The sequence below is a fragment of the Aquirufa originis genome, assembly GCF_042714495.1.
Classification (GTDB): domain Bacteria; phylum Bacteroidota; class Bacteroidia; order Cytophagales; family Spirosomataceae; genus Aquirufa; species Aquirufa originis.
Map to the genome: position 1 here is coordinate 204,356 of NZ_JBBKXY010000002.1, position 26,147 is coordinate 230,502.

Below are 26,147 nucleotides of genomic sequence, written 5' to 3' on the forward strand. Positions count from 1 at the left end.
ATGATTGAGGGATTATTTTGTGGCTAATTTAAGGCCAAAACTAAAAGTAGAGGGAACGAAATTCAGTGTCGATGAACCGAAAGTGTTCGTGTCTAGGTGTTGAAAAGAAGTGTAAACCGAAAGCTGATCGTTGACTTTTTTCGTGATCGATAAGGTAAAACCTACCGAGAATTTCAGGCCGCTAAATTGATCGTCATCCGCTAAATCGAGGTAGCGGTTTTGTAGAAACTGAGTGCCGTTCATTAGGGTTTGGACGGCTGCTGAAGCTTTGGCAGAAACCGTTAAACCATGTAAACCCGTGTAAGAGGGCCCGATGCCACCGGTCAAGCCCATAAAATCAGCTTGATAAGAAAAAGGGATGTTCTGTACATCGCCCACATTGTTGTATTGATTATAGGCCAAACCTAAATCATACACAAATACTTTCGATAGTTTATTCTCGCGGGATAACGCCAAATGAAGACCAGAACTAGACTTCAAAAAATCCGGATTATTTCCGGCAGAATTCGTAAAAACATAACGGGTGATGTTATTGCCGGATTCGAAATTCCAGGTTTGCGCTTGTAGCGAAGAAACAAAAAATAGGGCAATCAGGAGGGTAAAAATTGATCTCATAGAACAGAATTAAATCTTGAAGATCAATATTAGTGTAAAGATGTCCGGAAAAATATTTTTTGGACAAAGGCCTTGTTCCGATTCGCCGAATTGAATCAAATCACTACGTAAGCTTTTTTAAATAGACCGAAGGAGATTCCCCCGTTTGTGCTTTAAAAGCCTGAATGAAATTAGAGCGAGATTTATAGCCACAGGCCTTCCCTACACTTTCTAACGTATTCGTTTCTGCCTCGCCAGCCTTCAGTAGATTGACCGCTTCTTCGATCCGAAGCTGGTTTTTCCACTTTAGAAAAGTAATGCCTTTGTAATTATTAAAGTAATAGGTTAATACGTGTTCTGGGGTTGAAATAGCAGAAACTAAATCCGACAAGGAATATCCTGGTAGTAAATATTTTTTTTCCAACAGATGAACCTCCATCAGTTTATCCACTTGCTTTAAGCGAGTCTTTGAGATATCTAAACTCTTTGCGACTGACGAAATTTCTTCATTTAATTTAATCACATCACTCATACTAGAGCCACTATTCAATTGAAGACCATATAAAATTCTAGGGAAAAAGTAGATCGAAATAGTTTGCGCTGACATAAAAATGGTAGCAACCGTCCTGCCTCTACCCTGCTCATCCATCATGAGCACAAAATCATTTTGCCACAAGGAATAAAAACTGAACGCTAACAAGGATATATTAAAAATAGCCGCTAAACCTAGACAGGTAATTAACCAACTTTTTAGGACTAGGGATTTTGCCAAAAGTCTTTTTTGAATGGCCTGCCACACAATATATGACGAAACCGCTATATAAATGAGGGAGAAAATCGACCTAGAAACAAAATACACGGGGAAAGAAATGAGTAGAAATGGAACCTCATAAATAGTACGGAAGTCCTGATGTAAGCGGTAAGCGAAATCCAATTTAAATGCCCAAGAATGAAGCGCGAAAGGAAGAATGTTGATCAATACAATGCCAAAAGGCAAAAAATGAAAATAATCCAAGCCTTTAATTTGAATATTATCAGTCAACACAGCTCTCACATAAAAATATAAGAAAGGAGTATTTAACAGATAAATAGGAAAATAATGAACGGTAAAGATTGCTCGCAGAGTTTCTGAGTCTGAAACAACGGAGGCCCAATGCGCAATACCGAACAAGGAATTCAAAAAGAAATGATACCCTAAATAGCGGTTCGCGGGATTTACCTTGTCTGTAAACTTCAAAAGAAGAATCGATCCTAAGAATCCGAGAAGACAAATCGCAGGAATCACGCTTTATATTTATTAGAACAATTAGTTAACGGAAAGGTACACAATATTTTGAGATTCGCTGTCCCGCATTGCACTAGCCAGAAAACAAAAAAGCCTTCCCGTAAAGGAAGGCTTTTTCAGACGCTTGAATTGTACTTGGGATGGGAATCGAACCCACACGAGCGTTACGGCTCACGGGATTTTAAGTCCCGCGTGTCTACCAGTTCCACCACCCAAGCGTCCTGGTAAAACTAAAAGCACCGATGGTGCTTTTTCGTTTTGAGCGAAAGACGGGGTTCGAACCCGCGACCTCGACCTTGGCAAGGTCGCGCTCTACCAGCTGAGCTACTTTCGCGTTTTGTGGATGCAAAAATACGGCCTCCTATTGAATTATGCAAGTCGAAATCAAATTTTAGTGAAAATATTCTCTAAATTTATACTTTAGAAAAAAATATGAGCATCAACAAACTCGACCAAACTGATCACAAATTACTAGAGATTCTGCAGCAAAATGCGAAGATCACAAACGCCCAATTATCCAAAGAAATTGGTCTTTCACCGGCTCCTACTTTGGAACGCGTAAAGAAATTAGAGACTTTGGGAATTATCCAAAGCTATCACGCTCAGGTGGATAGAGAAAAAGTGGGCTTAGGAGTGAGCACGTTTGTGACGGTTACTTTGACGGGTCACAAGAAGCAAGTAACGGAGTCGTTCGTCAAACAAATCAACCAAATTCCAGAGGTAATTGAGTGCCACCACGTGACGGGTTCTGGCGATTTTATGCTGAAAATAATTTCCAAAGATATTTCGACTTATCAGAAATTAATGCTAGAAAAAATCAATGAAATCGAAGAAGTGGCTGCCACTTCGACGATGGTGATCTTGTCTTCATTCAAAGAAAGTAAGGTTTTACCTATTCCTTGATCAAACGTTTCGCGTATTGCGAAACTTTACAACCGATGCATAAATTGCGGGATCATTCGGTTTTTCCAAGCCGTAAAAGTTCCCGCTTGAATTTCCTTGCGTGCCTCGCCCACCATCCACAGATAGAAGCGCAGGTTACACACACTCGCAATCATGGCGCCTAGCATTTCCTCGCAACGCACTAAGTGACGTAAATACGATTTCGTGTATTGACCGTGCACCTCATTCACGAAATGTGGATCGATGACCGAGAAGTCAGACTCCCATTTCTTATTCTTGATATTGATAATTCCCTGCGTCGTAAAAATCATCCCGTTGCGGGCATTTCTCGTAGGCATTACGCAATCGAACATATCAATTCCGAGCGCGATTCCTTCCAAAATATTCGCCGGCGTCCCCACGCCCATCAGGTAACGCGGTTTGTCTTTGGGCAAAATATCTGTCACCTCATCCGCCATCGCGTACATATCTTCAACTGGCTCGCCCACGGATAAACCTCCTATGGCATTGCCAAAAGCGCCTTTGGACGCGATATATTCCGCCGAAACTTTCCGTAAATCAGAATAAACACTCCCCTGTACAATGGGAAATAAAGTCTGATTATAGCCGTATTTAGGATCTGTTTCGTCAAAACGCTTGATGCAACGATCCAGCCAGCGGTGCGTCATATCCATCGATTTGCGCGCGTATTCGTAGGTACACGGATACGGCGTACATTCGTCGAAAGCCATCATAATATCCGCCCCGATCGTGCGCTGAATATCCATCACACCTTCCGGCGTGAAATAGTGGATACTACCGTCGATATGTGATTTGAATTTGACTCCCTCTTCCTGAATTTTTCGTCCGGTTCCTGCCAAAGAATACACTTGGTAGCCTCCCGAGTCCGTCAAAATAGGTCCCTGCCAGCCATTGAATTTATGCAATCCACCTGCCTTTTCAATCACCTCTAAACCGGGACGTAAGTACAAATGGTAGGTATTCCCAAGAATAATTTGGGCCTTAATGGGATCTGTTAATTCTGAAATATGAACGCCTTTAACGGTCCCCGCAGTGCCTACAGGCATGAAAATGGGCGTTTGAATCGTCCCGTGATCTGTGGTAATTTCCCCTGCGCGTGCCTTCGAGCTAGGATCCGTGTGGCTTATTGAGAATTTCATGCTGCAAAGCTATGAAACAGATAAGAGATTATAGAGTAAAGAGTAGAGATATTTAAAAACATCCCACAACTCTAATCTACAATCTCTTATCTATACTCTCTACTCTACTATCTCTAATGTGGCGAAAGCCGCATTATTCCACTTTCATAACCCCATTCATAATCCTCCAGTGTCCCGGGAACGTACACAAGAATGGATAATTGCCTGGAACACTTGGTGCTTTGAAGACCACTTTCACGCGGCCATCTGATTCCACTAATGGCGTGTAGGCTAACACTTCTGGCATCGCAGGAATGTAGTTTTTAGCTGCTCCATCTGCTGCCGTGATCATCTTGTCTGCGGCTAAGCCGATTTTTTCTTGGCTACCTAAGGCGCCTAAAACCCAGTTGTGCTGCATCGCATCCACGTTTTCGAAGATTAATTCGACCGTCGCGCCTGCTGGAACGGTGAATTCCGCTGGGCTGTATTTCATCGCTTCTTTGATTGTCATAATCGTGCGTTTCACGACTACTCCTTTCACTTCGGAAGTTGGAATTTCTACTTTCCAAAGACCCGCTAAACGCTCATACGCCTCCACATCCTGCGGACGTAATTGCTTACCTAAACCTTTTAGGAAGTCCGTATTTTCAGCAGATAATTCTGCCACGCGTTTTGCATTCCAAGTAGCTGAAGCGCCTTTCAAAGCCGCACCCATGGTAGGGCTAGCCACTTGTTTGATCGAACGTAACAAAGCAACGATATCATTCGCTGAATCATCTGAGGTCATTCCGCGGAACGATTTCTCTACGATATACGACCCTAAATCCGCTGGTAAAGAAACCACGATCGGTTGTCTGAAGATATTATTGTTGCGATTCGATTCGCCTAATACGGCTTTCGTATCTAAAGCAATTTCCATCACGTAATTGCCTGCTTCGTCTGCCGTCCAGCCTAGGTTTCCTGTCCAAGGACCGTTGTTATTTTTCACGACAGAGACCGTTTCACCTGGAGCCGCACCGTCTGTGAACGTGTAAGATTCCAAATCCGTACGACGGCCCATTCCTTCGATTTTGACGGTTAACGGAAGTGGGGTGCCTTTTGGCAAGGCTTTATCGCCTCTGTTTTTCACCCGGATCACGAAACTAGCGCCTTCACGTAAACGGAAGTTTCCGCCTTTGATTTGTACTTCTTCCACGACTAAATCTAGGCCTGATTCCGTGCCAGCTGTCGATGGGTTTTTAGCCTCCTTCGCTAATTTCTCTGCTACCACCGCGCTTGATTGAGCGCCTTGTTTAGCAATGAATGCCGCACGACGTGCAGGACCACCGGCCATTACATAGGCCGCTAAAGCGTCTGGAATCCAACGATCCGTTGTTTTAGCAGAGACCGCGATTTTACGCGCCATCGCCGCTTCTACTGCTGGAGAAGAGGGAGATTCGATTAAAGCTAAAATGGAATGCAATACGACTAAGGAGTCTTTGTCGTTCAGCATTTTTTGGTCCAAAATCAATTTCGCCGAAGCCGCCGTACGAGGCAATACCTGCACCGCTTGCTTACGAACCGCTGCCGATGTATGTTTCATCGCACGTGCTAGAGCGTACATTGGTAAAACACCTAAACCTTCTAACGTTCTAAGCGCGTGGATGGCACCAGGAGCGAGACCGATTTCATCGGTTTTGGCAGAACCTAAAAGCGCTACCAAAGCCGGAACCACATCCTTATTTCCGCGTTCTACTAACAAACGCTGCGCCTGTAAACGCCAAAACAAGTTCGAATTACTCAAAGCCGCCACACATTCCGCCTGCGTTTTCAAGGAAACTGGCGTGTATTCTGGTGCTTTATTATACCCTACGCGGTAAATACGACCGTGGGTGAAATCACGTAAATCCGTGTCGTAGGCATTACCTCCACCGTTTTTAAATCCTTGCGGAACCGGGTTGTGCTGAATGATGTACGAATACCAGTCCGCCACCCAAACAGCTCCATCCGGACCCACCTGCGCAAACACCGGAGATACCCATTCGTCAGCACCGGCTAGGAAGTTGAATGCTTCTTTGTCGTTGAAATCAGAGCCCGTCGGCACCTGGCGATTTTGGTGAATCACGTGACCCGTTGGTTCTGAAACGAAAGCGATTTGGTTCCAATATTCTTTCGGGAACGAGCGCGCAGAGTAGAAATTATGTCCTGCGGCTGCTGTAAATCCGCCAAAAACATCGACCTGACGCACTTTCTTCGTGATCGTACGCATGTCCTTGTGCGTATCTGTATTTTTGGAACCATTCAAGGTCATAGGTGCATGCCAAATATTGCGGTGCGGAATGGCCATATACCAGCCGTGCGCATTATTTGCCGTCGAACCGAACACATCACCTGCCTCGTTGAAGTCGAAGCCCCAGGTATTATTCGAAGTCGTTGTCATGTGTTCCATCTTCGAACCATCTGGCTTGAAGCGGAAGAATGCCTGCGCAAATTGTAGCGAATCCGCTCCCACTTTGCCCTTATATCCTGAATAACCCACACAACCCCAAATCCAGTTATCGAATCCATAATGCAAATTCGACGGTCCAGCATGGGTATCACCTGTTCCAAAACCGGTGAATAAAATCTTCTTCTCATCCGCCACATCATCGCCATTCGTGTCTTTCAACAAGATCATGTGCGGTGCTTGGGAAATAATCAAGCCTCCATTTGCGAACACCATCCCCGTAGGAATGCTTAGGCCTTCCGCCCATTTCGTGAATTTATCTGCTTTGCCATCTTTGTTTGTGTCTTCACACAATAAAATGTAATCGCTTCCGCCGGTTTCTTTGCGTTCGTTTGGATAGTCTTTCGTGATCAACACATATAAACGTCCGCGCTCATCCCACGCCATCGCGATCGGGTGCATCACGTTCGGTTCAGAAGCGAAAACCTGCAAATTAAAGTCCACCGGAACCTGAATAAACTTCACTGATTCTTCTGGACTTAAAGGTAATTGCTGTAATTGAGCGCCTTCGCGTTTCTCGTAGTTAGGCAATTTCGCTTCGCGGTATTTCAATACCGGGATATTCAATGCCATTAATAAAGCTCTTTTCTCTGCCCCTACCGCATGTAGAATACCTTGCGTCACTAGATCTTGAAATCCTTCGGTTTCCCAGGTACGCTCATCGTGTCCATAGGCTGTGTAAAATACATTTCCTTTTCCATACGTACGCGTCCAAGTGTAAGGTTCGGTGGTGGCACCTGGCTTATCTTTGGCCTGCTCTGGTCCTAGAATTCGTGATTGCCAAATCTGGTTATCCGGCTGCAATTGGCTGTGCAAATAGGTCTCGTCGACCGTCTTAATCTTCACGTAGGTGTTCGCCTCGTTTTTCACGCGAATCGAATCCATCCCATGGCGCCAAAACTGACCGCCCACCATCTTCACAAATTCCTTCGAATTCCGGAAGTTAAACGACGCGCAGTGAATCGCCACTAAACCGTGACCCGAAGCCACATAATTCAAGAGCGCTTTCTCCTGCGGTGATGCGATCGAATCATGGTTCGCATAGATCACCAAGGCATCGAATTTATTCAAATACGCCTCATTCAAATCCTTCAAGGATTCCGTGTAGGTGATATTCATCCCCTTGATGCCCACCGCGGATTGCAGCGCAGGATATCTGTCAAAGGGTTTGTGGTGGCCTTTATCGCCTAAAAACAATAATTCGAGACGTCTGCCTGGAGCAGCCGAAACTGAAAATTGAAACAAAAGTGCCGCAGCAAATAAGAGAAAACGCATGGCTTAGAATTTAGGAATTTCAATAATTTTTCCGCCTTGAAGAGCAGATTCGTGAGCTAGTATACCTACCGACGTCCAGTTAGCGGACTGCGGAGCATTCGGGAATGGATCGCGATCTGCGGCCAAAGCTTGCAAGAATTCATTCACCAAATGGGGATGCGATCCACCGTGTCCACCCCCTTGGGTAAACGAAAGGTGGGTGTTATCCTCCTCATCGTACACGCCTTTAGTCGTGAAACGTTGAATTTCTTCCGGTAAATAATGGGCAAAATCCGGCGTAGGCACCTTAGATGGAATCTCTGGCTCCGGTTTTTTCGCCGTATGCACCACTAATTCTTCGCCTTCAATTAAAGGCCATTCTACCGATTTCTTCGATCCATATACTTCAAAACTCTCACGGTATTGACGCGCCACATCGAAAAGCGAACGGTATACCATCGCGCTCAAATCCGAATCACGGAACTTAATGTGCGCTGATTCCACCGCAAATGGCGAATTATAATGCTGAATCAATTCTTCGCGAATCGTACCCGATCCGAAGCAAGAAACATATTCCGCTTCCAAACGTAACAATCCAGCCACCGGCCCTACGCAGTGTGTCGCATAGTGCATCGGAGGCAAACCTGGCCAATAATCCGGCCATCCGTCCATATCTTGTTGGTGCGAAGCTTTCAAGAATTGAATCTTGCCTAGCTCACCCTTTTCGTATAATTCTTTGATGTACAAAAACTCGCGCGCATAGACCACGGTCTCCATCATCATGTATTTCTTGCCCATGCGCTTGCTCGCCTCCACGATCGCTTTGCATTCCTCTACGGTCGTCGCCATAGGCACCGTACAAGCCACGTGTTTACCCGCATTAAGCGCCTTAAGCGTCTGTTCTGCATGCAAGTGAATAGGAGAATTGATATGAACGACATCTACATTGGGGTCTTGGATTAGCTTCTCAAAATCCGTGTAGCGCGTCTCGATCCCATACGCATCCCCGATGGAGTTGAGTTTTTCTTCATTTCTTTGGCAAATCGCATACATATTCGCCAACGGATGCTTCAAATAAATAGGAATAAATTCTGCGCCGAAACCTAGTCCGACAATCGCAACGTTATATTTTTTCATAGTTTAAAAGATTTCAATTCAACCAACATTTACCATTGATTTACCACTTACCATTCATTTACCATTCACCATTTATCATTTACCATTTTATATGATTTCTCGATTAACTCTCTTTCAGAATTAAACATTTTTCGCCAAATATGGGCCGCTGGTAATTTCTCGCTAAAGGCCTCCACCACGAGCCAGCCTGAATAGTTAATGTCCTTAATAGACTGCAAAACATCCGGCCAGTTCACTTGTCCCTCGCCCAAAATTCCCCGTGTACTCTCCGACAATTGAATGTGCGGCGTCCGCTTCGCAATCCGACGAATCGCGTCTGCTGTACTCACTTCCTCGATATTCGCGTGGAACGTATCAAACATAATCTCCACATACGGGTGATTAATCTGCTCCACTAAGGCATATAATTCATCCGCACACGAGACCAAATAGCTCTCGAAACGGTTTAAATATTCTAAACAAAGGGTGATGTTTTTCGTGGCCGCATGATCTGCCACTTCTCGGATGCTGGCGATGGACCAGTCGATTTCTTGTTGGGTGGCTTTGGCTCCTGAAAAAACACCAAGCGCCGAATGAAACGGACCAGACAAATACGGTGACCCTAAATAAGCCGCCACATCTACCGCCCCTTTCAAATACGCAATTCCCACCGCTCTAACAGCTGGATCCGGCGAAATCAAATTCTCCGCAGGCCCCGCAATCGCACAAGCGAAAGGTTGTAAACCCAGCCGATCGACCTCCTTTTTCCAAGCAGACCAATGCGCTAAATCAACATTAAATACCGGAATTTCAACGCCTTGATAACCCACCTCTTGAATAAAGGCAAGCTCTGATAATACAGATTCATTCATATCTGGCCCGTAAACGAGCAGATTCATGGCGATTGGGTTCATAGGTTTAGTAAGTCAGTAGACAGTTGTCAGTGGGCAGTAGTCCACTGGTTCCAAAAACGACTAAATATAAAAGAAAAAAATGGGTAATTCTACTAGTCTGTCCTGATTGAGAGTAGAGATAATAGATAAGAGAGTAGAGAAAAGAAACGGTAAATGGTGAATGGTGAATGGTAAATGACTAGTTCACTCCATCCACTGACTACTGACCACTGGCAACTGTTTTTTGTCGCTCCGCGACAAAAAAGGATGCGCCATCACCGTCAGCACCAACAGACCAGTTCCCCAGTAGAAAGCGGGTTGCATGACTTCTTTTTGGCCAAAAATAAAGACCGCCAGCAAAATTCCATATACGGGCTCGAGCGTGATTACGAGATTGATCGAAAAGACGGAGAAAACCTTGTACAAATGGATGGTCTCGGTGTACGCATAAACGGTACAAACGACTGCCAAAATACTAATCCAGAGCCAATCAAGTCCAATCGGAACGAAGCCAGGCGAACCGCCTAAAAGGCCGCTCAACCAAACGGCACCCGTGACGAATCCTGCCGCCACCATCTCATAAACGGTAATCAATTTAGGGTCGTGGGTGTGGGTATAATTTCCATTAATGACAGAGAATAAGGCCCCAAAAAATCCTGCCCCAATGCCCATTACCAAACCAATCCATTGACCTGGCTCTACTGAGAAAATAATGCCTAAGGCAATAATTACTAAGATTCCGAGAAACACTTCGATCTTCGCAATGGGTTTTTTCTTCGCAATGGGCTCTAAAATGGAGGTCCAAAAGGTCTGGGTAGAAAGACCGGCGAGGCACATGGCAACCGTAGAAACTTTGGCAGCACCGAAAAATAACAACCAGTGAAGCGCTACAAATCCGCCATTCAGCAGCCAGATCTTTAAAACCGAAGCGGCAACCTGAAAGGACTTTTTAGAAGCAGCGAGCATCAGCCCTAATCCAGCCGCCGCAATCACGCAACGAAAGAAGACAATCGTCAGCGCATTCGCCTCTGTCGCGTTCCCCAGAATGGCGGTAAACGCATACAAAATCACAATAAAATGGATCTTAAAATAGTCGAGAAGCTGAGGAGCCTGTCTCATAATTAGCGCGGGATAGTGTAATAAAGTCCCACACCCACGGCGGAGAACACGATATTAGGTAGCCAAACCGCTAATAACGGAGGCATTCCTCCCCCCTCCGCAATTCCCTTACTCATCATAAAGAAGAGGATATAAATGAAAGCCAAACTAAAGCCCAACGCAATCTGGAATCCAACGCCGCCGCGTGCTTTTCGAGCCGAAACCAAGAAGCCGATAATGGTCAAAATCATCACCGAAAAAGGATTGGCGAAACGGAGGTATTTCTCGATTTGAAAGACTTCGATCCCGTCCGCACCGCGCGATTGCACTAAGTCAATGTGGCGATTTAGCTCTGGCAGGGTAAAGGTTTCATGTAATAAGTGTTTGTTCTCGAAGTCTTTGGGAAACAAATTAAGCGTCGTATCGATCTTCGCGCCAAACTTCAACGAGGTCGCCCCTGTCGTCCGAATGCGGTAATCATGAATCGTCCATTTCTTCGAAGTCGAGTCCCAAGTGATGCGATCCGACATCAATTTCTGCTGAATTTCCGTCCCCACAATACGCTCTAAACTGAAGCGATAGCCCGTATTCGTCGTGTTATCGTAGGTCTCTAAATAGGCGTACGTTTCTGGCCCAATCTTAATGTGGACGTCGCGCTTGTCGAAATAGTAGGTGTTATTGATGTATTTATGCTCAAAAGGGACGCGAATCTTGTTCGCGTTTGGCACTACCCAACCGATCATAAAAAAGGTCCCAATCGCTAAGATGCCTGAACCGATTAAATAGGGACGCATCAAGCGCGTAAAACTAACTCCAGAACTAAGAATGGCAATAATTTCTGTCTTGGCTGCAAGGTTTGCGGTAAAGAAAACGGTCGCGATAAAGACCATTAAAGGACTAATATACGAGGCCCAATAGGGAATGAAATTCAGGTAATAATCCAAGAGAATCTCCCGTAAAGGAGCCTCTTTGCGAATGAAATCATCGATTTTCTCCGTGTAGTCGATCACCATCACGATGAGAACGATGATGAAAACGGCGAAAACGTAGGTCTTCAGAAATTTCTTTAAAATGTAATAATCAAGAATTTTCATGCTTAGCAGCAGCGCTTGGGTCGTATTTTAAACCAGAGAACCAATGTATAAATAATACACGAGCTGTCCTAAAATTAGCCGGCACTAACAGCAGCGAAACGGTCGTGATAGGCACCACGTAGCCCTCTGCCGGAGGATCGTTTAGGAAATTAAAGACCAAAATCCCCCCCACTAACATGATTCCCACCGTAAACGCATAGGAAATATACATCGCACCATAGAAAAATCCAGGCTCCACTTCGTAACGAACGTCGCAGGATGGACAGTGTTCGTGCATTTGAGCAAAATTAAGAACATTCCACCATTTATATTTGAACAGACGGCCTTCGTGGCAATGCGGGCAACGGGCGTTAAACATAGCCGTTAGCTTGCTGGGATTTGACATAGAATCGGGTAATTTATGCCCAAAGGTAAAGAAAATTAGACGATTAAACGTAACAAAGGTCACGTTACGGAGGCTTTTTGTATCTTTGTTAAAATTAAACACACTCTTATGTATTCAACTTTCGTTACCATTCACTCGATCTTGTTTCTAGTGGTTTTAGCCCTAGGAATTTTATCTATTTTCAAAGGCTTGACAGGCAAAACTTTCACAGAATCTGATCGCAAAGTAGGCTTGTTTTACATGATCTCATTACACACGCAATTATTGATCGGATTAGTGCTTTATGTAGCGCTTAGCCCGGTAACAACAGCAGCATTTGCTGATTTTGGTGCAGCTATGAAAGATTCAGCGACTCGCTTAATCTTAGTAGAACACGTTTCAGTTAACATTATCGCGATTGTTTTAGCGACGGTAGTGAATGCCAAAAACAAGAAAGCCATCACCGATGCCGCGAAGTTCAAAAACATGTGGTTATTGAACGGCCTTGGTCTAGTTTTGATTTTAAGCCGTATCCCTTGGAGCCGCTTAGCTGCGTTATTTGCCTAAAAAAAATTGAATGAATAAGTGTATTTTCTTAGATCGCGATGGCGTTCTAAATGTGGATCGCGTTGATTACGTATACCATTTAGGCCATTTTGTGATCCCACCCGGCGTGAAAGAAGGCTTACAGGCTCTTAAGGACGCGGGGTATTTGTTGATTATTATTACGAACCAAAGCGGTATTGCAAAAGGCGTTTATAAACGTGAAGACGTGTACTTAATTCACGATGCGATCCAAGAGGGAACGGGAGTGAAATTAGATGACATCTACTTCTGCCCTTACCACGAGAATTTTGACAGTCATTCGCTGACGCGTAAACCCGGATCATTGATGATTGAGAAAGCCGCTGCGAAATACGACATCGATATGGATGCCTCTTGGATGGTGGGCGACCACGAGCGCGATATTACAGCGGGAACACGAGCGGGTTTGCGGACCATTCGTTTAGCGCCTGCTGGAACAGAAACCAAAGCCACGCATTTAGTGGATGATTTATTAGCCGCTTCTAAAATAATTGTAGGATGAAAAAAGTATACCTAAGTGACGCCGGCCCCAAAGTTTCACCAGCCATCTACGGCTTTTGGCGTTGGGAAAAAGACGACAAGAAAATGGACGAAATCGTACATTTCTGTTTAGACAAAGGCATTAACACCTTTGACCATTCGGATCGTTATGGCGAATACACGGCGGAAAAGACTTTTGGAGAGCTTTTGGCAAAAAAATCCATTCAGCGTTCTGACATTGTTTTGTTCTCCAAATGTGGAGTTAACATTCCATCCCCTGCCAGACCAGACATTCGCGTAGCACATGTAAATACCTCATCAGCCCACATCACGGCGTCTGTCGAAAACTCGCTTCGCAACTTGCAGACGGACTATTTGGACGTGTTTTTATTAGACCAATTAGATCCTTTATCAGATATTGAAACAACGGCGCTCGCATTAGAAAAGCTAAAGAGCTCCGGCAAGGTGAAAAACATCGGTGTTTCGAACTTCTCGGTTTACCAACACCAATTGTTAGTTTCTTTCTTGAACATTCCAGTTGTTTCTAACCACATCGACTTGAACTTGTTAAACACAAGCGCATTAGATAACGGAATCGTAGATTACATCAAGCAAAAATACATGCGCCCTTTAGCGGTTTCGCCACTAGCCGGTGGTCGCATCGAGCATGGAACGGACGAGCAAGCTTTGAAATTGCGCAAGAAATTGAATGAGATGGCTACAAAATACGATAGCAATATCGAATCAGTCGCTGTGGCTTGGTTAATCAAATTAGGCGCTTTACCATTAATCGGCACTTTAGAAGAGAATCGTATCCAAAACATCGTGGACGCATTCGACATCGAGATGGATCACCAGGATTGGTATGAGTTGTATAATACGAGTCGTCCTGCACCTTCGGTGCTGGACTGAGAGTTGAGATAATAGAGTAGAGTGGATAGATAATAGAGTAGAGATAATAGAGTAGAGAGTATAGATAAAAATCTCTTAATATATAAAAAAAGGCTTCGAATTGAAGCCTTTTTTTATTCTAAGTCTACGCCTATTATAAGAGAGAGAGAGAAATTTTATGTTTCATTCGAAAATTATTGCGCAGCACAATTTTGAATGAAATATAAAATTATCTTCTCCTTTTGCCTTTCGGAATCACCCTTCCTCCCCTCGGAGCTTCTCTCTTACGAGAACGGTTGTTTGCGAATTTGCCTACTAGGCCAGAGCGCATACCAATTAATTCGAGGTCGATCGTGCGTTTCGCTAAGTTCGTGTCGCGGACTTTCACCTGAACCTTATCTCCAAAGGTGAAGACACGGCCATTCGATTTACCCACGATGCGGTAATTGTTTTTATCTAAATCGTAGAAGTCATCATTCAAGTCGACCATACGCACAAGGCCTTCGCATGAAGTTTCTCCGATCTCTACGAAGATTCCAAACTCGGTAACACCCGTGATGATACCGTCGAAAACTTGTGGTTCGTGCAAGCTCATGTATTCCACTTGCTTGTACTTGATGGAAGCGCGTTCTGCATCAGAAGCGAGTTTTTCGCGGTCTGAGCTGTGCTTACATTGGATTTCTAATGGGGCGCGCTCCGCTGGAGTGCCGCCGTCTAAATAATGTTGCAACAGGCGATGCGTCATCACGTCTGGGTAACGACGGATCGGGCTGGTGAAGTGTGAATAGAACGGGAACGCAAGGCCGAAGTGACCGACAGGATCGGTGCTATAACGGGCTTTAGACATCGTACGCACCGCTAAACTCTGCAATACATGCTCCTCGCCCTTGCCCTCGATGTTTTCCATCAAGGCATTGAACGATTTGCTGACGTGCTGTGGATCAGTCGTTACTTGGTAGCCAAATTTCTTCGCGAACGACGAGAATACCTGCAATTTTTCTGGATCCGGTGCTTCGTGGATACGGTACACCATTGTATTGCGAGGCTCGTCTTTTTTCTTGTTGAAGACGAATTCAGCGACTCTTTTGTTAGCCAAAAGCATAAACTCCTCAATCAACTTGTGCGCATCCTTCCGCTCGCGTGGAAAAACGCCGATAGGCTTGCCATCCGCGTCTAATTCAAAGCGGACTTCGGCTGTTTCGAAGTTCACGGAGCCGTGCTCGAAACGTCTAGCGCGGTAACTTTTCGCAATGCGATTCAAATCCCGAATAACGGGCACATAGCTGTCATCGGAATCATTTTCGATTAATTCTTGCGCCTGCTCGTAAGCGAAACGGCGGTCTGAGTGAATAACCGTGCGGCCAAACCACTCTTTCACAATCGTGTCGTTCGCGTCTAGTTCGAAAACGGCGGAGAAGGTTAGTTTATCTTCGTTTGGACGAAGGGAACAAAGTCCGTTCGATAGTTTTTCCGGCAACATAGGCACCACGCGGTCTACTAAGTAAACCGAAGTAGCACGCTTATAGGCCTCAATATCGAGTACACTGCCGGGTTTAACATAGTGGGAAACGTCCGCGATGTGGACACCGATTTCGGTGTTGCCGTTCTTTAGTTTTTGGTAAGAGATGGCATCGTCAAAATCCTTCGCATCGATCGGGTCGATCGTGAAAGTTAAGACGTTACGCATGTCCTTGCGCTTCTTGATTTCAGTGGCAGGAATCTGCACCAAGATCGAGGCAGCAGCTTTTTCTACTTCTTCAGGGAAGTCGTAGGGCAAGCCGTATTCCGCTAAAATCGAGTGCATTTCCGTATCGTTTTCTCCGGCTTTACCGAGCACTTTGATGACACGACCTTCGGCCTTTTTACCGTCTGTTCCCCAGCGAGTTACTTCTACGATTACTTTATCTAAGTGCTTAGCGTCCTTGATTTCGAACTTAGGCAAGTAGACATCTTCGTAGATTTTCTTCGAATCGGGGATTAAAAATGAGTAGTGCGGAGTCACTTGAATGACACCCACTAATTCAGCGGAACGACGTTCCAATATTTGTACGACCTCTCCTTCCGGACGGTCATTTTTTCTTTTTTCTGATGGGCGACGTGCTTGGACGATGACTTTATCCCCGTCTTTGGCATTATTTAAATCGCCTGTAGCCACCCAAATATCCTTCGCCCCATCTTCCGGAATCACGAACGCAAAACGCGCATTCACGTGATCCACGCGACCCGTCACCTGGAAAGATTCGTTATCAAAGCGAATATTCCCCTCCTCATTCTTGATTAATCGATTTTCAGCAATCAACTTACCAACAAGGTCAGAATAAATCTCCTTCGTCTTGCGATCGCGGATAGCAAAAGCCTTGTGTAATTGGTTCAAAGAATACGAACGGTAGTCGTTCAATTCAAAAAACTCCAATATTTCAGCTTTTAAGCCGCTCAAAAATTTCAGTTCCTTAGGAGAAGGCATGGTATTTCAATTCAAATTATCCTGCAAGGTACACATTATTGATTTCTTAATTCCTAATTCGGCATTGTATTGCTATCTTTGAGCTTGTTTTTCAGCATTTCTTAGATGAACCGTTCCCGCATTGCCCTCTTTTTACTGCTTGTTTTCGCCCTGACTGGCGCTTACTTTGTTTGGAAGCCAGCTGCGGAGGTGCCAGCTGCTGAAGTTAACCTAGTAGAAACGCCTGATTTCAAGGCGGATTCTGCCTATCAATTTATTGCGCAACAAGTGGCTTTTGGCCCGCGTGTTCCGGGCTCTGAGGCGAGTCAAAATACTTTACAATTTTTAGTTTCCAAATTACGATCCTACGGCTGGACCGTGACGGAACAGCCTTTTACGGCTTTCCGCTACGACGGCCAGAAATTACAAGGCACGAACATCATCGCTCAATTCCAACCAGCCATCGCTAAACGTATTTTGTTGTCGTCCCATTGGGATGCACGCAGTATTGCGGACAAAGATTCAGTGCGTAAAAACGAACCGATCGATGCGGCAAATGATGGTGCGAGTGGTGTGGGGGTCTTGTTAGAAATCGCGCGCAATTTGCACGAGGCTAAGACGAAACCCGCGGTGGGGGTTGATATCGTCCTTTTTGACTTAGAAGATCACGGGGAGCCGGAAGATTATACGGGCGAACACAAGCCGAATAGCTGGGCTTTAGGGTCACAGCACTGGGCTGCGAATTTGGTTCCAGCGAACTACCGCCCCTACTATGGTATCTTATTAGATATGGTGGGTGGAAAAGGCGCGATGTTCCCGCACGAGGGGACTTCGATGCAATATGCGCCGGGAATTGTGCGCTCGGTTTGGGCGACGGCGGCGGATTTAGGATACAGTCATCTGTTCGTGGATCAGGATGCCTTCGGGATTTCAGATGACCATACGGCGGTAAATGAGGTTGCCAAAATCCAAATGATTGATTTAATTGATTTACGCGCGTCGAATGGCGGCTTCGAGTTTGGAAGCTTCCACCACACGCATGCAGATAATTTAGCTAACATCGACAAATCGACCCTTAAAGCGGTCGGCCAAACACTTTTACAGGTTCTATACCGAGAATAATCCATGGAAGAAACAAACTTACAACAGGTCCATTTAAATGACCTTCACGTATCGCTAGGCGCTAAAATGGTGCCCTTTGCTGGCTTTAACATGCCCGTATTGTACACGAACCTGATCGAAGAGCACCTAGCTGTGCGCAATTCGGTAGGTGTTTTCGACGTGAGTCACATGGGTGAATTCTTCTTGAAAGGGGACCGCGTTTTGGACTTTATCCAATACGTGACTTCGAACGACGCGTCTAAATTAGTGGACGGGAAAGTGCAATACAGCTGTTTGCCAAATAATGAGGGAGGTATCGTCGATGACTTATTAGTCTACCGCGTGAACGCTAACGAGTACATCTTGGTCGTGAACGCATCGAACATTGAGAAAGACTGGAACTGGATTTCCTCACACAATTCCTTCGGGGTGGAGATGGTGAATCGCAGCGACGAATATAGTTTATTAGCGGTGCAGGGGCCGAAGGCGATTTTGGCACTACAAAAATTAACGTCTGTTACCTTAGCAGACATGCCGTATTACACCTTCAAAATAGGTGAAATGGCCGGTTTATCTGACATCATCATCTCGAACACGGGCTATACCGGCGCGGGAGGATTCGAGATTTACGTGAAAAACGAAAACGCGTTAGCGATGTGGAACGCGATCTTCGAAGCAGGTGCAGAATTCGACATCAAACCAATCGGTTTAGGTGCGCGCGATACGCTTCGTACCGAAAAAGGCTATTGCTTATACGGACACGACATCGATGACACGACGTCGCCGATCGAGGCTGGCTTAGGCTGGATCACGTCATTTAACAAAGATTTCATTATGAAAGACCACCACGCCGCCATCAAGGCGAATGGTCCTTCGAAAAAATTAGTAGGCTTCGAAATGATTGAGCGCGGAATTCCTCGCCAACATTACCCGATTTTAAACGCGGCAGGCGAGACAATTGGCGAAGTAACTTCGGGCACACAATCTCCATCCCTTTCAAAAGGAATCGGAATGGGTTATGTGAGCACAAAACACACAGGAACAGAGATCTTTATCTCGATCCGTGACAAAGCCATCAAAGCCGAAATCGTCAAATTACCTTTCTTATAAAATGAAGAAAATCGACGTCTGTTTATCGCCGGACTTGATCCATTTATATGATTTATCGGCCTTAGCGGTAGTTGTGGTGGATATTTTCCGTGCGACTTCCTGCATGGTAACTGCTTTTGCGAGCGGTGCCGCGGAGATTGTTCCAGTGGAAGAGGTTGAATTGTGCCAGCAATATGGCGCAAAAGGGTATTTGACGGCGGCGGAACGCAACGGGATTACCCCAGCGGGATTCGACTTTGACAATTCTCCTTTTTCTTATCAAGTAGAGAAGGTGAAAGGGGCCAAAATTTGCGTCACCACCACGAACGGTACCGTGGCAATTCGTCGGTCGAGTAGCGCACCTGCGGTGTATGTGGGAGCATTCTTGAATATTTCCCGAGTGGCGGACGCTTTAAAAGCCTGGAACGGAAATGCCTTAGTCGTTTGTGCTGGCTGGAAAGGGAAACCAAATTTAGAAGACACCTTGTTCGCGGGTGCTTTAATTGATGCCTTGACGGGCGAATACGAGGCGGCAGATGATGCGGCTTTGATGGCCTGGAAACAATACAATGTAGCCTCTAATGATCTATTAACGGCGGTAAAGAATTCGTCCCACGTGAACCGCTTATTAGGTTTAGGGATTGAAAAAGATATCGCGTTTTGCCTTGAATTTGATCGGTATTCCGTACTTCCTACACTGGAGGGAGATGCCCTAAGATTAGTATGATATTATATAGCACTGAACACAAAAGCCCTAATGTAAGCCTAGAAGAGGCTATTTTCCGTGGTCTTCCCCCGGACAATGGCTTGTATATGCCTACAGAAATTAAACCTTTGCCAGCTTCGTTTTTCGAAACGATTCAGTACCGCAGCTTGCCAGAAATGGCGATCGCGGTGTGTGAAAATTTGCTCGGGGATAGCCTAACGTCTGCGGAGATCAAGAAGATCATCGATCAATCGATGACTTTCGAGGCGCCTATCGTTTCCTTAGAGCCGGGCACGGAGGTTTTGGAATTATTCCACGGGCCATCGATGGCGTTTAAGGATTTTGGCGCGCGCTTCATGGCGGCGATTATGTCCCATTATTTGTTGAAATCGAAGCGCGAAATCCGCATTTTAGTGGCCACTTCTGGAGACACGGGTGGTGCGGTAGCGCAGGGTTTTTTCAACACTCCAGGCATCTCGGTGACGATTTTATATCCTACTGGAAAGGTATCCGTTATTCAGGAGAAACAACTAACGACGTTGGGCGGAAATGTGACCGCATTAGAAATTGATGGCACGTTTGATGATTGCCAAAGATTAGTCAAGCAAGCCTTCCTCGACGAGGAACTACGCGCGGCTTTCGATTTAGCGTCTGCTAATTCCATCAATATTTCTCGCTTAATTCCACAGTCCTTCTACTACTTCGCAGCCTACGCGCAAGCGAAAAAGAAAGGTTTGAATGCCCCGGTGGTATTTAGTGTGCCATCTGGAAATTTTGGAAACCTAAGCGCTGGATTAATGGCCTACCGAATGGGTCTTCCGGTAAAAGCATTCGTTGCTTCTTGTAATGAGAACCATCCGGTGGCTGATTATTTACGCACTGGCGCATATAATCCGGTTGCCTCTGTTGAAACATTGTCGAATGCGATGGATGTAGGTAGCCCTTCAAACTTCATTCGCATGCGTTTACTAGCAGGTGACGAATGGTCTCAAGTGCGCGAGATCATCAAAGGCTATTATACAAACGACCAGAAAACGCAAGAAATTATGGCTGACGTGTTCGCACGCACCGGTTATGTGATGTGTCCACACACAGCTGTTGCCTACGATGGTTTGCAACAATATGCCGATGAATATCCGGGCGAAATCACGGGAATTCTATTGTCTACCGCCCATTACGCGAAGTTCTTACCTACCGTGGAAGGGACATTAGGCGTTTCCGTTCCGGTGCCTGCTCGCTTAGCGGAGCTTTTGGATAAAACAAAAAAGTCCATCCCCATGGGGACGGACTTCGCTGATTTCAAAGCTTATTTATTACAATAGCGCCTTGAATTTTTCTCTTTCTTGGTAAGCGATAATCGCTGATAATACCATTAAAGCGATACCCACACCAGGTTGATGCGCTAAGCACAATTCGAATAACAAGATGTTCACTGAAATTGGGGCTAAAATCGTTAGTCCTAAGGCGCGTTTGCCCGGGAATAAGATCAAGGCTCCTCCGATTACTTCTAATACTTTGATAACCTTCAAAATTCCTGAAGAGAACAATACACCCATGAATACACCTGGATCTCCAGTCATAGGTGGCTGTGCAACGAAATTAAAGAAGAAGTTCAATCCTCCGAATAAGAACAAGGCTCCCACGAGAACTGAAGGCAATAAGTCGAGTACTTTTTTCATATGTAGTTTTTTGGTTATGGTTAAAATTATAATTTTTAATTAAAAGATGCAAAATCTAGCGCCCGTAATTGTACCGTGCGATTGCCTAAATATTCATTCACTTCCAGATGGTAAACCAATTTGATGGGTAACCGCTGCTCATAAGCGGCGCATAATCCGTCATAAAAATCCGCTTTCATTCCAAAGCCTACTACCTCAAGGCACCGCTCATCTGGCGTAGAACCCACGTAAATTTTCAGATGCTCTTCCTTCATGACAAAAGGACTTTTCGTTACAAAAACTGGTCCTGAAACAAAGTTAGGGAGCATATTTCCTGGGCCGTATGGAGATAGACGAACTAAGAGTTTATCGTAAAACGACAGACTCAAAGCCTCTAAAGGAATCTGAATATCGACCGGCAAATCCGCTTTCAGCGAGATATTCGCTAAACCTTCCTGCGCAATACGCTCAAACTTCTCAATGAATGCCTGCAAATTCTCCGGTTTCAAATGCAAACCTGCCGCATGCGTGTGCCCTCCGAATTGCTCTAATAAATCCGCGCATTCCTCCAAAGCGTGGTGTACATCAAAACCTCGAACAGACCGAGCAGAACCCACTAATTGACCGTGTGATTCCGTTAAAATAATCGTGGGTCTGAAATATTGGTCTTGAATCTTGCTGGCCACGATACCCACCACGCCTTTATGCCAGGCCGGATTAAATAATACGGTGCTGCGTGCTGAGAGTAGAAAATCATTCCCTTCAAACATCGCCAAAGCCTGCGCCACAATCTCCTTCTCCACTACACGGCGATCCAAATTCTGTTGAATCACTGCCTCCGCCAGCGCCTCCGCCTCCTGATCATCAGCGGCTAACATTAATTTTACCGCTCCGTGAGCGTGGTCCATTCGACCCGCTGCATTGATAATGGGGGAAATAGAGAAGACAATATCTGAGATTTGAATTGGCGCTTTTTTCTTCGCCTTTTTCAATAGATAGGCGAGTCCGGGACTTGGATTGGAACCCAATTTAGCCAGGCCAAAAAAGGCCAACACCCGGTTCTCCCCATTCATGGGCACAATGTCCGCTGCGATACTGCAGGCTAGAAGATCTATTGATTCCCACAAAGGATCGAGTTCTAGATCATTCGCAATGGCAAAAGCCATCATCAATTTGAAGCCGACACCAGCGCCCGTTAATTCTTTGAAGGGATAAGGACAATCTTTTCTTTTAGGATCTAATACCGCGACCGCATCTGGAATCGTGGCCTCTGGTAAGTGGTGATCACAGATGATAAAATCGATTCCGTTTTCGTTGCACCAAGCCACACGTTCGTGGGCTTTGATACCGCAATCGAGAGAGATGATTAAGGTATAATCATTGTCTTTCGCATATTGAATACCTGCCTGCGATACGCCATAGCCTTCCGCATAGCGATCCGGGATATAGTAGTCACAATCCGCACCTAAAATACCTGCGAGATAACTGTAGACTAACGTTACCGCCGTCGTACCGTCCACGTCATAATCACCATAAATCAGGATTTTCTCTCCAGATTCTAGGGCAAGTCCAAGGCGCTCCACCGCTTTGTCCATATCCTTCATCAGGAAAGGGTCGTGCAGCTGACTGATTTCTGGAACCATGAAGTCCTTTACTTCTTGGAAAGTCTTGATCCCTCGCGATACGAGTAAGGACAAAAAATACGGATTCTTTAAGCCCAAAGCCTCACCTAATGCCTCCACCTCCGCTGCCGGCGGTGCGGGCACGTATTTCCAATTCTTTTTTGGCTCCATCTTATAAAATTTCTATTTCTACGCGGCGGTTGATTTGGCGTCCTTCCTCGGTGGCATTATCCGCCTTGGGTTTCGACTTACCATAGCCTTTCGTTTTAATTCTCGCTTGATCAATTCCCCCTTTCAGTAGGTTTTCCTTCACCGCATTCGCCCGCTCTAATGACAATTTATTATTGATCTCGTCCGATCCCGTGTTATCCGTGTGCCCACTGATCTCAATCACTAAGTTCTTATTCTCGTTCATCACCTGTAGAATCCGCTTCAATTCAGGCTCCGATTCAGGCTTCAAAGTCGCCTTACCCAGGTCAAAGAACAAGTTATTAATCGTCGCCGTATTCCCTTTTACGAGTGGTACCATCGACAGATCGCGGTCATCTAATTCCAAATAACGCCCACGCGCTGTAGTCAAATCGAGGTTAGTGGAAGTGGGAATCAAACCTTTAGCCTTCGCCGTAATTCCATAATTCTTTCCATAAGGAAGGACTAATTTATATTTACCCGTGGTCGGATCTGGCTTCGCCTGACCCAATACTTTTCCATTCGACAGGTCTTCGTATGTCACCGAAGCATCCTCCGGCACTTTACCCGTTTGCTGATTAAGTACCGTTCCAGACAATAAAATGACTGGATCTGACTCTTGGGAAGTCACGGAGCGGGTGGATGATGACCCGAAACGGCTATCCGCCATAGCGGCATCCGCTGGCGCATTGCCAATTTTTCCACCGGACTCTTTTCCTCCGGACTTCGGACTCGTTCCCTCCGGACTAACCCCGGACTCTTTCCCTTCGGCCTTCGGACTCAGTACCTCAGTCCCTGCGGACTCCGGACTCTCGATAGCTAACCTAAATATATCCTTCTTCCCTAGCGACCCCTTCCCAGACATAAAATAAGCATAATCGCCCTTTGCCGCGATGGAATAATACGCGTCGTATTCATCGGTGTTGATGGGGGAACCTAGGTTTTGAGGTTTGCGCCAGTGTTGCCACGTATCGTCTAAACGACGTGTCAGGTAGATATCTTGACTTCCTTGGCCTCCCGGACGATCGGATGAAAAATAAAGTGTCTTTCCATCGGCTGATAAAAAGGGGGTGGTCTCCGAGTATTTCGTATTAATTTGTTCGCCTAATTCGAGCGGGCGCGTCCAGCGGCCCTCCTCAAAAAAGCTGATGTATAAATCGTCGTCTTCGCTGTTTTTCTTGCGGGCAAAAGCCAGTAAAATCGCCTTCCCATCCATCGTCAAATAACCGTATTCATTCTTCCCTTTGCTCATTTGTTCGTAGCCCGGGATGTCAACTTTAACGGGAACGGTCCAGCCGGCGGTCGTTTTATTCGAGATGGAGAAACCACGTGTTTCGTAGGCGCCATTGACATAAGCCCCTTTCAGGAGAATCGTTTGGCCGTCTGGGGAAATCGATAAAATGGTGTTGTACTGATCGCGATTTAAGACCTCGGAAAGTCGTCTTGCGGTGCTCCAGGTATCCCCTACTTTTTCGGAGAACCAAATATCCTGTGAACCTGAAATCGTCTCAGATCCTTTCACTCCATAGCGATTAGCTGGGTGGTTTTTACGTCCAAAATACAGTGTTCTTCCATCCGGCGAAATCACCGGATTTAGCTCCGAAAATTCTGAATTCACGGCAGAACCTAAGTTCTCCGGGGCTTTTTGGGCCATCAGAAATCCCGACATCATCAAGAAGAACAACAGCTTTCTCATCCCACGTAAATCCACTTCTTCTCCATCTTCTCTGGCTCATACGCCATGATCCAATCCGCTAATTTTTCTGGATCTGATTCCACTTGCAGGGCATCCATATTTGGTTGCTTCAAGAATCCTTCGTCCACCATGTGTTGAATTTGCTTCAATTGGTGGTCAAAATAGCCATTGATATTAAATACCGAAACCGGCATCTCATGTAGGTCCAATTGCTTCCAGGTTAAGATTTCGAACAATTCGTCCAAAGTCCCAAAGCCTCCTGGCATCGCAATCACACCATCCGCCATATCGGCCATCAAAGCCTTACGCGTGTGCATCGTATCCGTCACATGCAGTTCTGGCAAACCCTTGTGTTTCACTTCCCATGGTTCCATGAATTGAGGAATCACACCGATAGCGTGTCCGCCCAAGCGCAAAAACTCATCGGCTAAAACACCCATCAAACCTACACTTCCAGCTCCAAAAATCACCTGGCAACCGTGTGCGTGTAAGGCCTGCGCTAATTTCACTACCTGCTCCGCATAAACCGGATTATGGCCTTTCGAAGACCCACAATAAATCAATATTTTTTTAGACATGTACTAGTTCTTTTAATGCTTCCTCGAAGCGGACAAAGGTAAAGGAAAAGGCTGCGTCTTTTTCTAATTTGGCCGAAGACACACGGCTACCTCCCAGCACTAAACACGCCATCTCCCCTAAAACCAGGCGAAGTAAAAACCCTGGAATAGCGGGTAAGAAGAAGGGTCTGTGTAATGCTTTGGCAATTTGTTTATTCATTTCTCCTGCCCTAATAGGCTCCGGAGCTACGCCATTATAGACACCTGAAAGGCTCGAATTTATCAATAACTCGTTAAAAATTCTCACTAGGTCGTTAATGTGAATCCAGGATTGCCATTGCTTTCCCGAACCTAAATTAGCTCCTACGTAATACCGAATCGGTTTCGAAATAACGGGAAATATTCCGCCATTAGCGCCCATTACTAAGCCGATGCGGACTTTAGCAAGGCGAATACCTACCGTGGCGATTTGGTCAACCGCCTCTTCCCATTGTTTGGTACAATCCGCTAGAAAATCCAAGCCTGCAGGAGATGTTTCCACACAGTCCTTCTCGCCGGTATCAGCTCCGTAAAAGCCGATGGCGGAAGCAGAAACGACGGTCTTAATGGAATGAGGAATCGTTGATAAGGCCTGATATAAAACCGCGGTGCTGCGCACTCGGCTGTTGATCAATTCTCTTTTGCGCGCGGCAGACCAGCGTTCGTCTGCAATGCCCGCTCCGGCTAAATGCACAATCGCATCTACGCCTTCGAAAGCCGCTGGGTCGATGTAGCCATAGGAAACATCCCATTGGAAGTCTCCGCCAGATCGCGATAAAATCACCACCTCGTGACCCTGAGCAAGTAAAAATTGCTTCAGAGCACCACCCACAAAACCTGTACCCCCCGTGATGAGAATGCGCATT

Annotated in this window: 23 protein-coding genes and 2 tRNA genes; 8 read left to right on the forward strand and 17 right to left on the reverse strand. The window is 45.7% G+C overall.

Features of this window, described 5'->3' with window-relative positions; translation table 11 throughout:
* Positions 1 to 12: 12 nt before the first annotated feature.
* The 4 genes from SKC35_RS06290 to SKC35_RS06305 form a co-directional block, all read right to left on the reverse strand.
* Positions 13 to 615 (reverse strand): hypothetical protein, encoded by a 603-nt coding sequence (locus tag SKC35_RS06290; RefSeq protein ID WP_377978552.1) that lies wholly within the window; start codon positions 613 to 615, stop codon positions 13 to 15.
* A 103-nt stretch (positions 616 to 718) separates the two neighbouring features.
* Positions 719 to 1,879: a helix-turn-helix domain-containing protein gene (locus SKC35_RS06295; RefSeq protein ID WP_377978553.1), complete on the reverse strand. Its 1,161-nt coding sequence runs from the start codon at positions 1,877 to 1,879 to the stop codon at positions 719 to 721.
* Between the two features lie 132 nt (positions 1,880 to 2,011).
* A tRNA-Leu gene (locus SKC35_RS06300) sits at positions 2,012 to 2,097 on the reverse strand.
* A gap of 43 nt (positions 2,098 to 2,140) precedes the next feature.
* A tRNA-Gly gene (locus tag SKC35_RS06305) sits at positions 2,141 to 2,213 on the reverse strand.
* Positions 2,214 to 2,311: 98 nt separating this feature from the next.
* On the opposite strand from SKC35_RS06305, the gene SKC35_RS06310 reads away from it, so the two are divergent.
* Positions 2,312 to 2,782, forward strand: coding sequence for an Lrp/AsnC family transcriptional regulator (locus tag SKC35_RS06310; protein ID WP_223131645.1), 471 nt, complete (start codon positions 2,312 to 2,314; stop codon positions 2,780 to 2,782).
* A gap of 26 nt (positions 2,783 to 2,808) precedes the next feature.
* On the opposite strand, the gene tgt is transcribed toward SKC35_RS06310, so the two are convergent.
* The 7 genes from tgt to SKC35_RS06345 all read right to left on the reverse strand — a co-directional run bounded on the left by tgt (position 2,809) and on the right by SKC35_RS06345 (position 12,246).
* Entirely contained in the window at positions 2,809 to 3,942 is a 1,134-nt protein-coding gene (gene tgt / locus SKC35_RS06315) for a tRNA guanosine(34) transglycosylase Tgt (RefSeq protein ID WP_130895498.1), read from the reverse strand.
* 133 nt (positions 3,943 to 4,075) lie between these two features.
* The gene (locus tag SKC35_RS06320) at positions 4,076 to 7,681 is read right to left on the reverse strand and encodes a PVC-type heme-binding CxxCH protein (RefSeq protein WP_377978554.1); all 3,606 of its coding nucleotides are present in this window, start codon (positions 7,679 to 7,681) and stop codon (positions 4,076 to 4,078) included.
* A gap of 3 nt (positions 7,682 to 7,684) precedes the next feature.
* The gene (locus SKC35_RS06325) at positions 7,685 to 8,797 is read right to left on the reverse strand and encodes a Gfo/Idh/MocA family protein (protein ID WP_269001380.1); all 1,113 of its coding nucleotides are present in this window, start codon (positions 8,795 to 8,797) and stop codon (positions 7,685 to 7,687) included.
* A gap of 65 nt (positions 8,798 to 8,862) precedes the next feature.
* Positions 8,863 to 9,690: a sugar phosphate isomerase/epimerase family protein gene (locus tag SKC35_RS06330; RefSeq protein ID WP_377978555.1), complete on the reverse strand. Its 828-nt coding sequence runs from the start codon at positions 9,688 to 9,690 to the stop codon at positions 8,863 to 8,865.
* Positions 9,691 to 9,873: 183 nt separating this feature from the next.
* A complete protein-coding gene (locus SKC35_RS06335) occupies positions 9,874 to 10,788 on the reverse strand; it encodes a DMT family transporter (protein ID WP_377978556.1) in 915 nt (304 codons plus the stop codon).
* Between the two features lie 2 nt (positions 10,789 to 10,790).
* Positions 10,791 to 11,861: an LptF/LptG family permease gene (locus SKC35_RS06340; RefSeq protein WP_377978557.1), complete on the reverse strand. Its 1,071-nt coding sequence runs from the start codon at positions 11,859 to 11,861 to the stop codon at positions 10,791 to 10,793.
* Entirely contained in the window at positions 11,848 to 12,246 is a 399-nt protein-coding gene (locus SKC35_RS06345; RefSeq protein WP_377978558.1) for a DUF983 domain-containing protein, read from the reverse strand. Before SKC35_RS06345 ends, SKC35_RS06340 begins: the two co-directional genes overlap by 14 nt.
* A gap of 108 nt (positions 12,247 to 12,354) precedes the next feature.
* Here SKC35_RS06345 and SKC35_RS06350 point away from each other — a divergent pair, with 108 nt between their 5' ends.
* Genes SKC35_RS06350 through SKC35_RS06360 form a run of 3 tightly spaced genes read left to right on the forward strand, consistent with a single transcriptional unit; the run spans position 12,355 to position 14,202 of the window.
* Entirely contained in the window at positions 12,355 to 12,792 is a 438-nt protein-coding gene (locus SKC35_RS06350; RefSeq protein ID WP_377978559.1) for a hypothetical protein, read from the forward strand.
* A gap of 10 nt (positions 12,793 to 12,802) precedes the next feature.
* A complete protein-coding gene (locus tag SKC35_RS06355; RefSeq protein WP_269001376.1) occupies positions 12,803 to 13,312 on the forward strand; it encodes a D-glycero-alpha-D-manno-heptose-1,7-bisphosphate 7-phosphatase in 510 nt (169 codons plus the stop codon).
* On the forward strand, positions 13,309 to 14,202 hold the full coding sequence (locus SKC35_RS06360) for an aldo/keto reductase (RefSeq protein WP_377978560.1): 894 nt from the start codon (positions 13,309 to 13,311) through the stop codon (positions 14,200 to 14,202). Before SKC35_RS06355 ends, SKC35_RS06360 begins: the two co-directional genes overlap by 4 nt.
* A gap of 208 nt (positions 14,203 to 14,410) precedes the next feature.
* Here the strand turns inward: SKC35_RS06360 and rnr are convergent, their stop codons facing one another.
* Positions 14,411 to 16,645 carry a ribonuclease R gene (gene rnr, locus SKC35_RS06365; protein WP_377978561.1) on the reverse strand — a complete coding sequence of 745 codons (2,235 nt, stop codon included), beginning with the start codon at positions 16,643 to 16,645 and terminating at the stop codon, positions 14,411 to 14,413.
* 105 nt (positions 16,646 to 16,750) lie between these two features.
* Here rnr and SKC35_RS06370 point away from each other — a divergent pair, with 105 nt between their 5' ends.
* From SKC35_RS06370 to thrC, 4 genes are read left to right on the forward strand one after another with little or no spacing between them, the layout of a single operon-like run.
* Positions 16,751 to 17,746, forward strand: coding sequence for a M28 family peptidase (locus SKC35_RS06370; RefSeq protein WP_377978562.1), 996 nt, complete (start codon positions 16,751 to 16,753; stop codon positions 17,744 to 17,746).
* A gap of 3 nt (positions 17,747 to 17,749) precedes the next feature.
* The gene (gene gcvT / locus SKC35_RS06375; protein ID WP_377978563.1) at positions 17,750 to 18,835 is read left to right on the forward strand and encodes a glycine cleavage system aminomethyltransferase GcvT; all 1,086 of its coding nucleotides are present in this window, start codon (positions 17,750 to 17,752) and stop codon (positions 18,833 to 18,835) included.
* 1 nt (position 18,836) lies between these two features.
* Complete coding sequence (locus tag SKC35_RS06380; RefSeq protein WP_377978564.1) at positions 18,837 to 19,541, forward strand: 2-phosphosulfolactate phosphatase; 705 nt, start codon at positions 18,837 to 18,839, stop codon at positions 19,539 to 19,541.
* On the forward strand, positions 19,538 to 20,842 hold the full coding sequence (gene thrC / locus SKC35_RS06385; RefSeq protein WP_377978565.1) for a threonine synthase: 1,305 nt from the start codon (positions 19,538 to 19,540) through the stop codon (positions 20,840 to 20,842). The genes SKC35_RS06380 and thrC overlap by 4 nt, the downstream gene beginning before the upstream one ends.
* Here the strand turns inward: thrC and SKC35_RS06390 are convergent.
* Genes SKC35_RS06390 through SKC35_RS06410 form a run of 5 tightly spaced genes read right to left on the reverse strand, consistent with a single transcriptional unit; the run spans position 20,834 to position 26,146 of the window.
* Complete coding sequence (locus SKC35_RS06390; protein ID WP_269001369.1) at positions 20,834 to 21,199, reverse strand: hypothetical protein; 366 nt, start codon at positions 21,197 to 21,199, stop codon at positions 20,834 to 20,836. The two genes, thrC and SKC35_RS06390, sit on opposite strands and share 9 nt — an antisense overlap.
* 35 nt (positions 21,200 to 21,234) lie before the next feature.
* Positions 21,235 to 22,971 carry a single-stranded-DNA-specific exonuclease RecJ gene (gene recJ, locus SKC35_RS06395; RefSeq protein WP_377978566.1) on the reverse strand — a complete coding sequence of 579 codons (1,737 nt, stop codon included), beginning with the start codon at positions 22,969 to 22,971 and terminating at the stop codon, positions 21,235 to 21,237.
* A 1-nt stretch (position 22,972) separates the two neighbouring features.
* Complete coding sequence (locus SKC35_RS06400) at positions 22,973 to 24,685, reverse strand: OmpA family protein (RefSeq protein ID WP_377978567.1); 1,713 nt, start codon at positions 24,683 to 24,685, stop codon at positions 22,973 to 22,975.
* Positions 24,682 to 25,263 (reverse strand): LOG family protein, encoded by a 582-nt coding sequence (locus tag SKC35_RS06405; protein ID WP_130895520.1) that lies wholly within the window; start codon positions 25,261 to 25,263, stop codon positions 24,682 to 24,684. Before SKC35_RS06405 ends, SKC35_RS06400 begins: the two co-directional genes overlap by 4 nt.
* Positions 25,256 to 26,146 carry a TIGR01777 family oxidoreductase gene (locus SKC35_RS06410; RefSeq protein ID WP_377978568.1) on the reverse strand — a complete coding sequence of 297 codons (891 nt, stop codon included), beginning with the start codon at positions 26,144 to 26,146 and terminating at the stop codon, positions 25,256 to 25,258. The genes SKC35_RS06405 and SKC35_RS06410 overlap by 8 nt, the downstream gene beginning before the upstream one ends.
* Position 26,147: the final 1 nt, after the last annotated feature.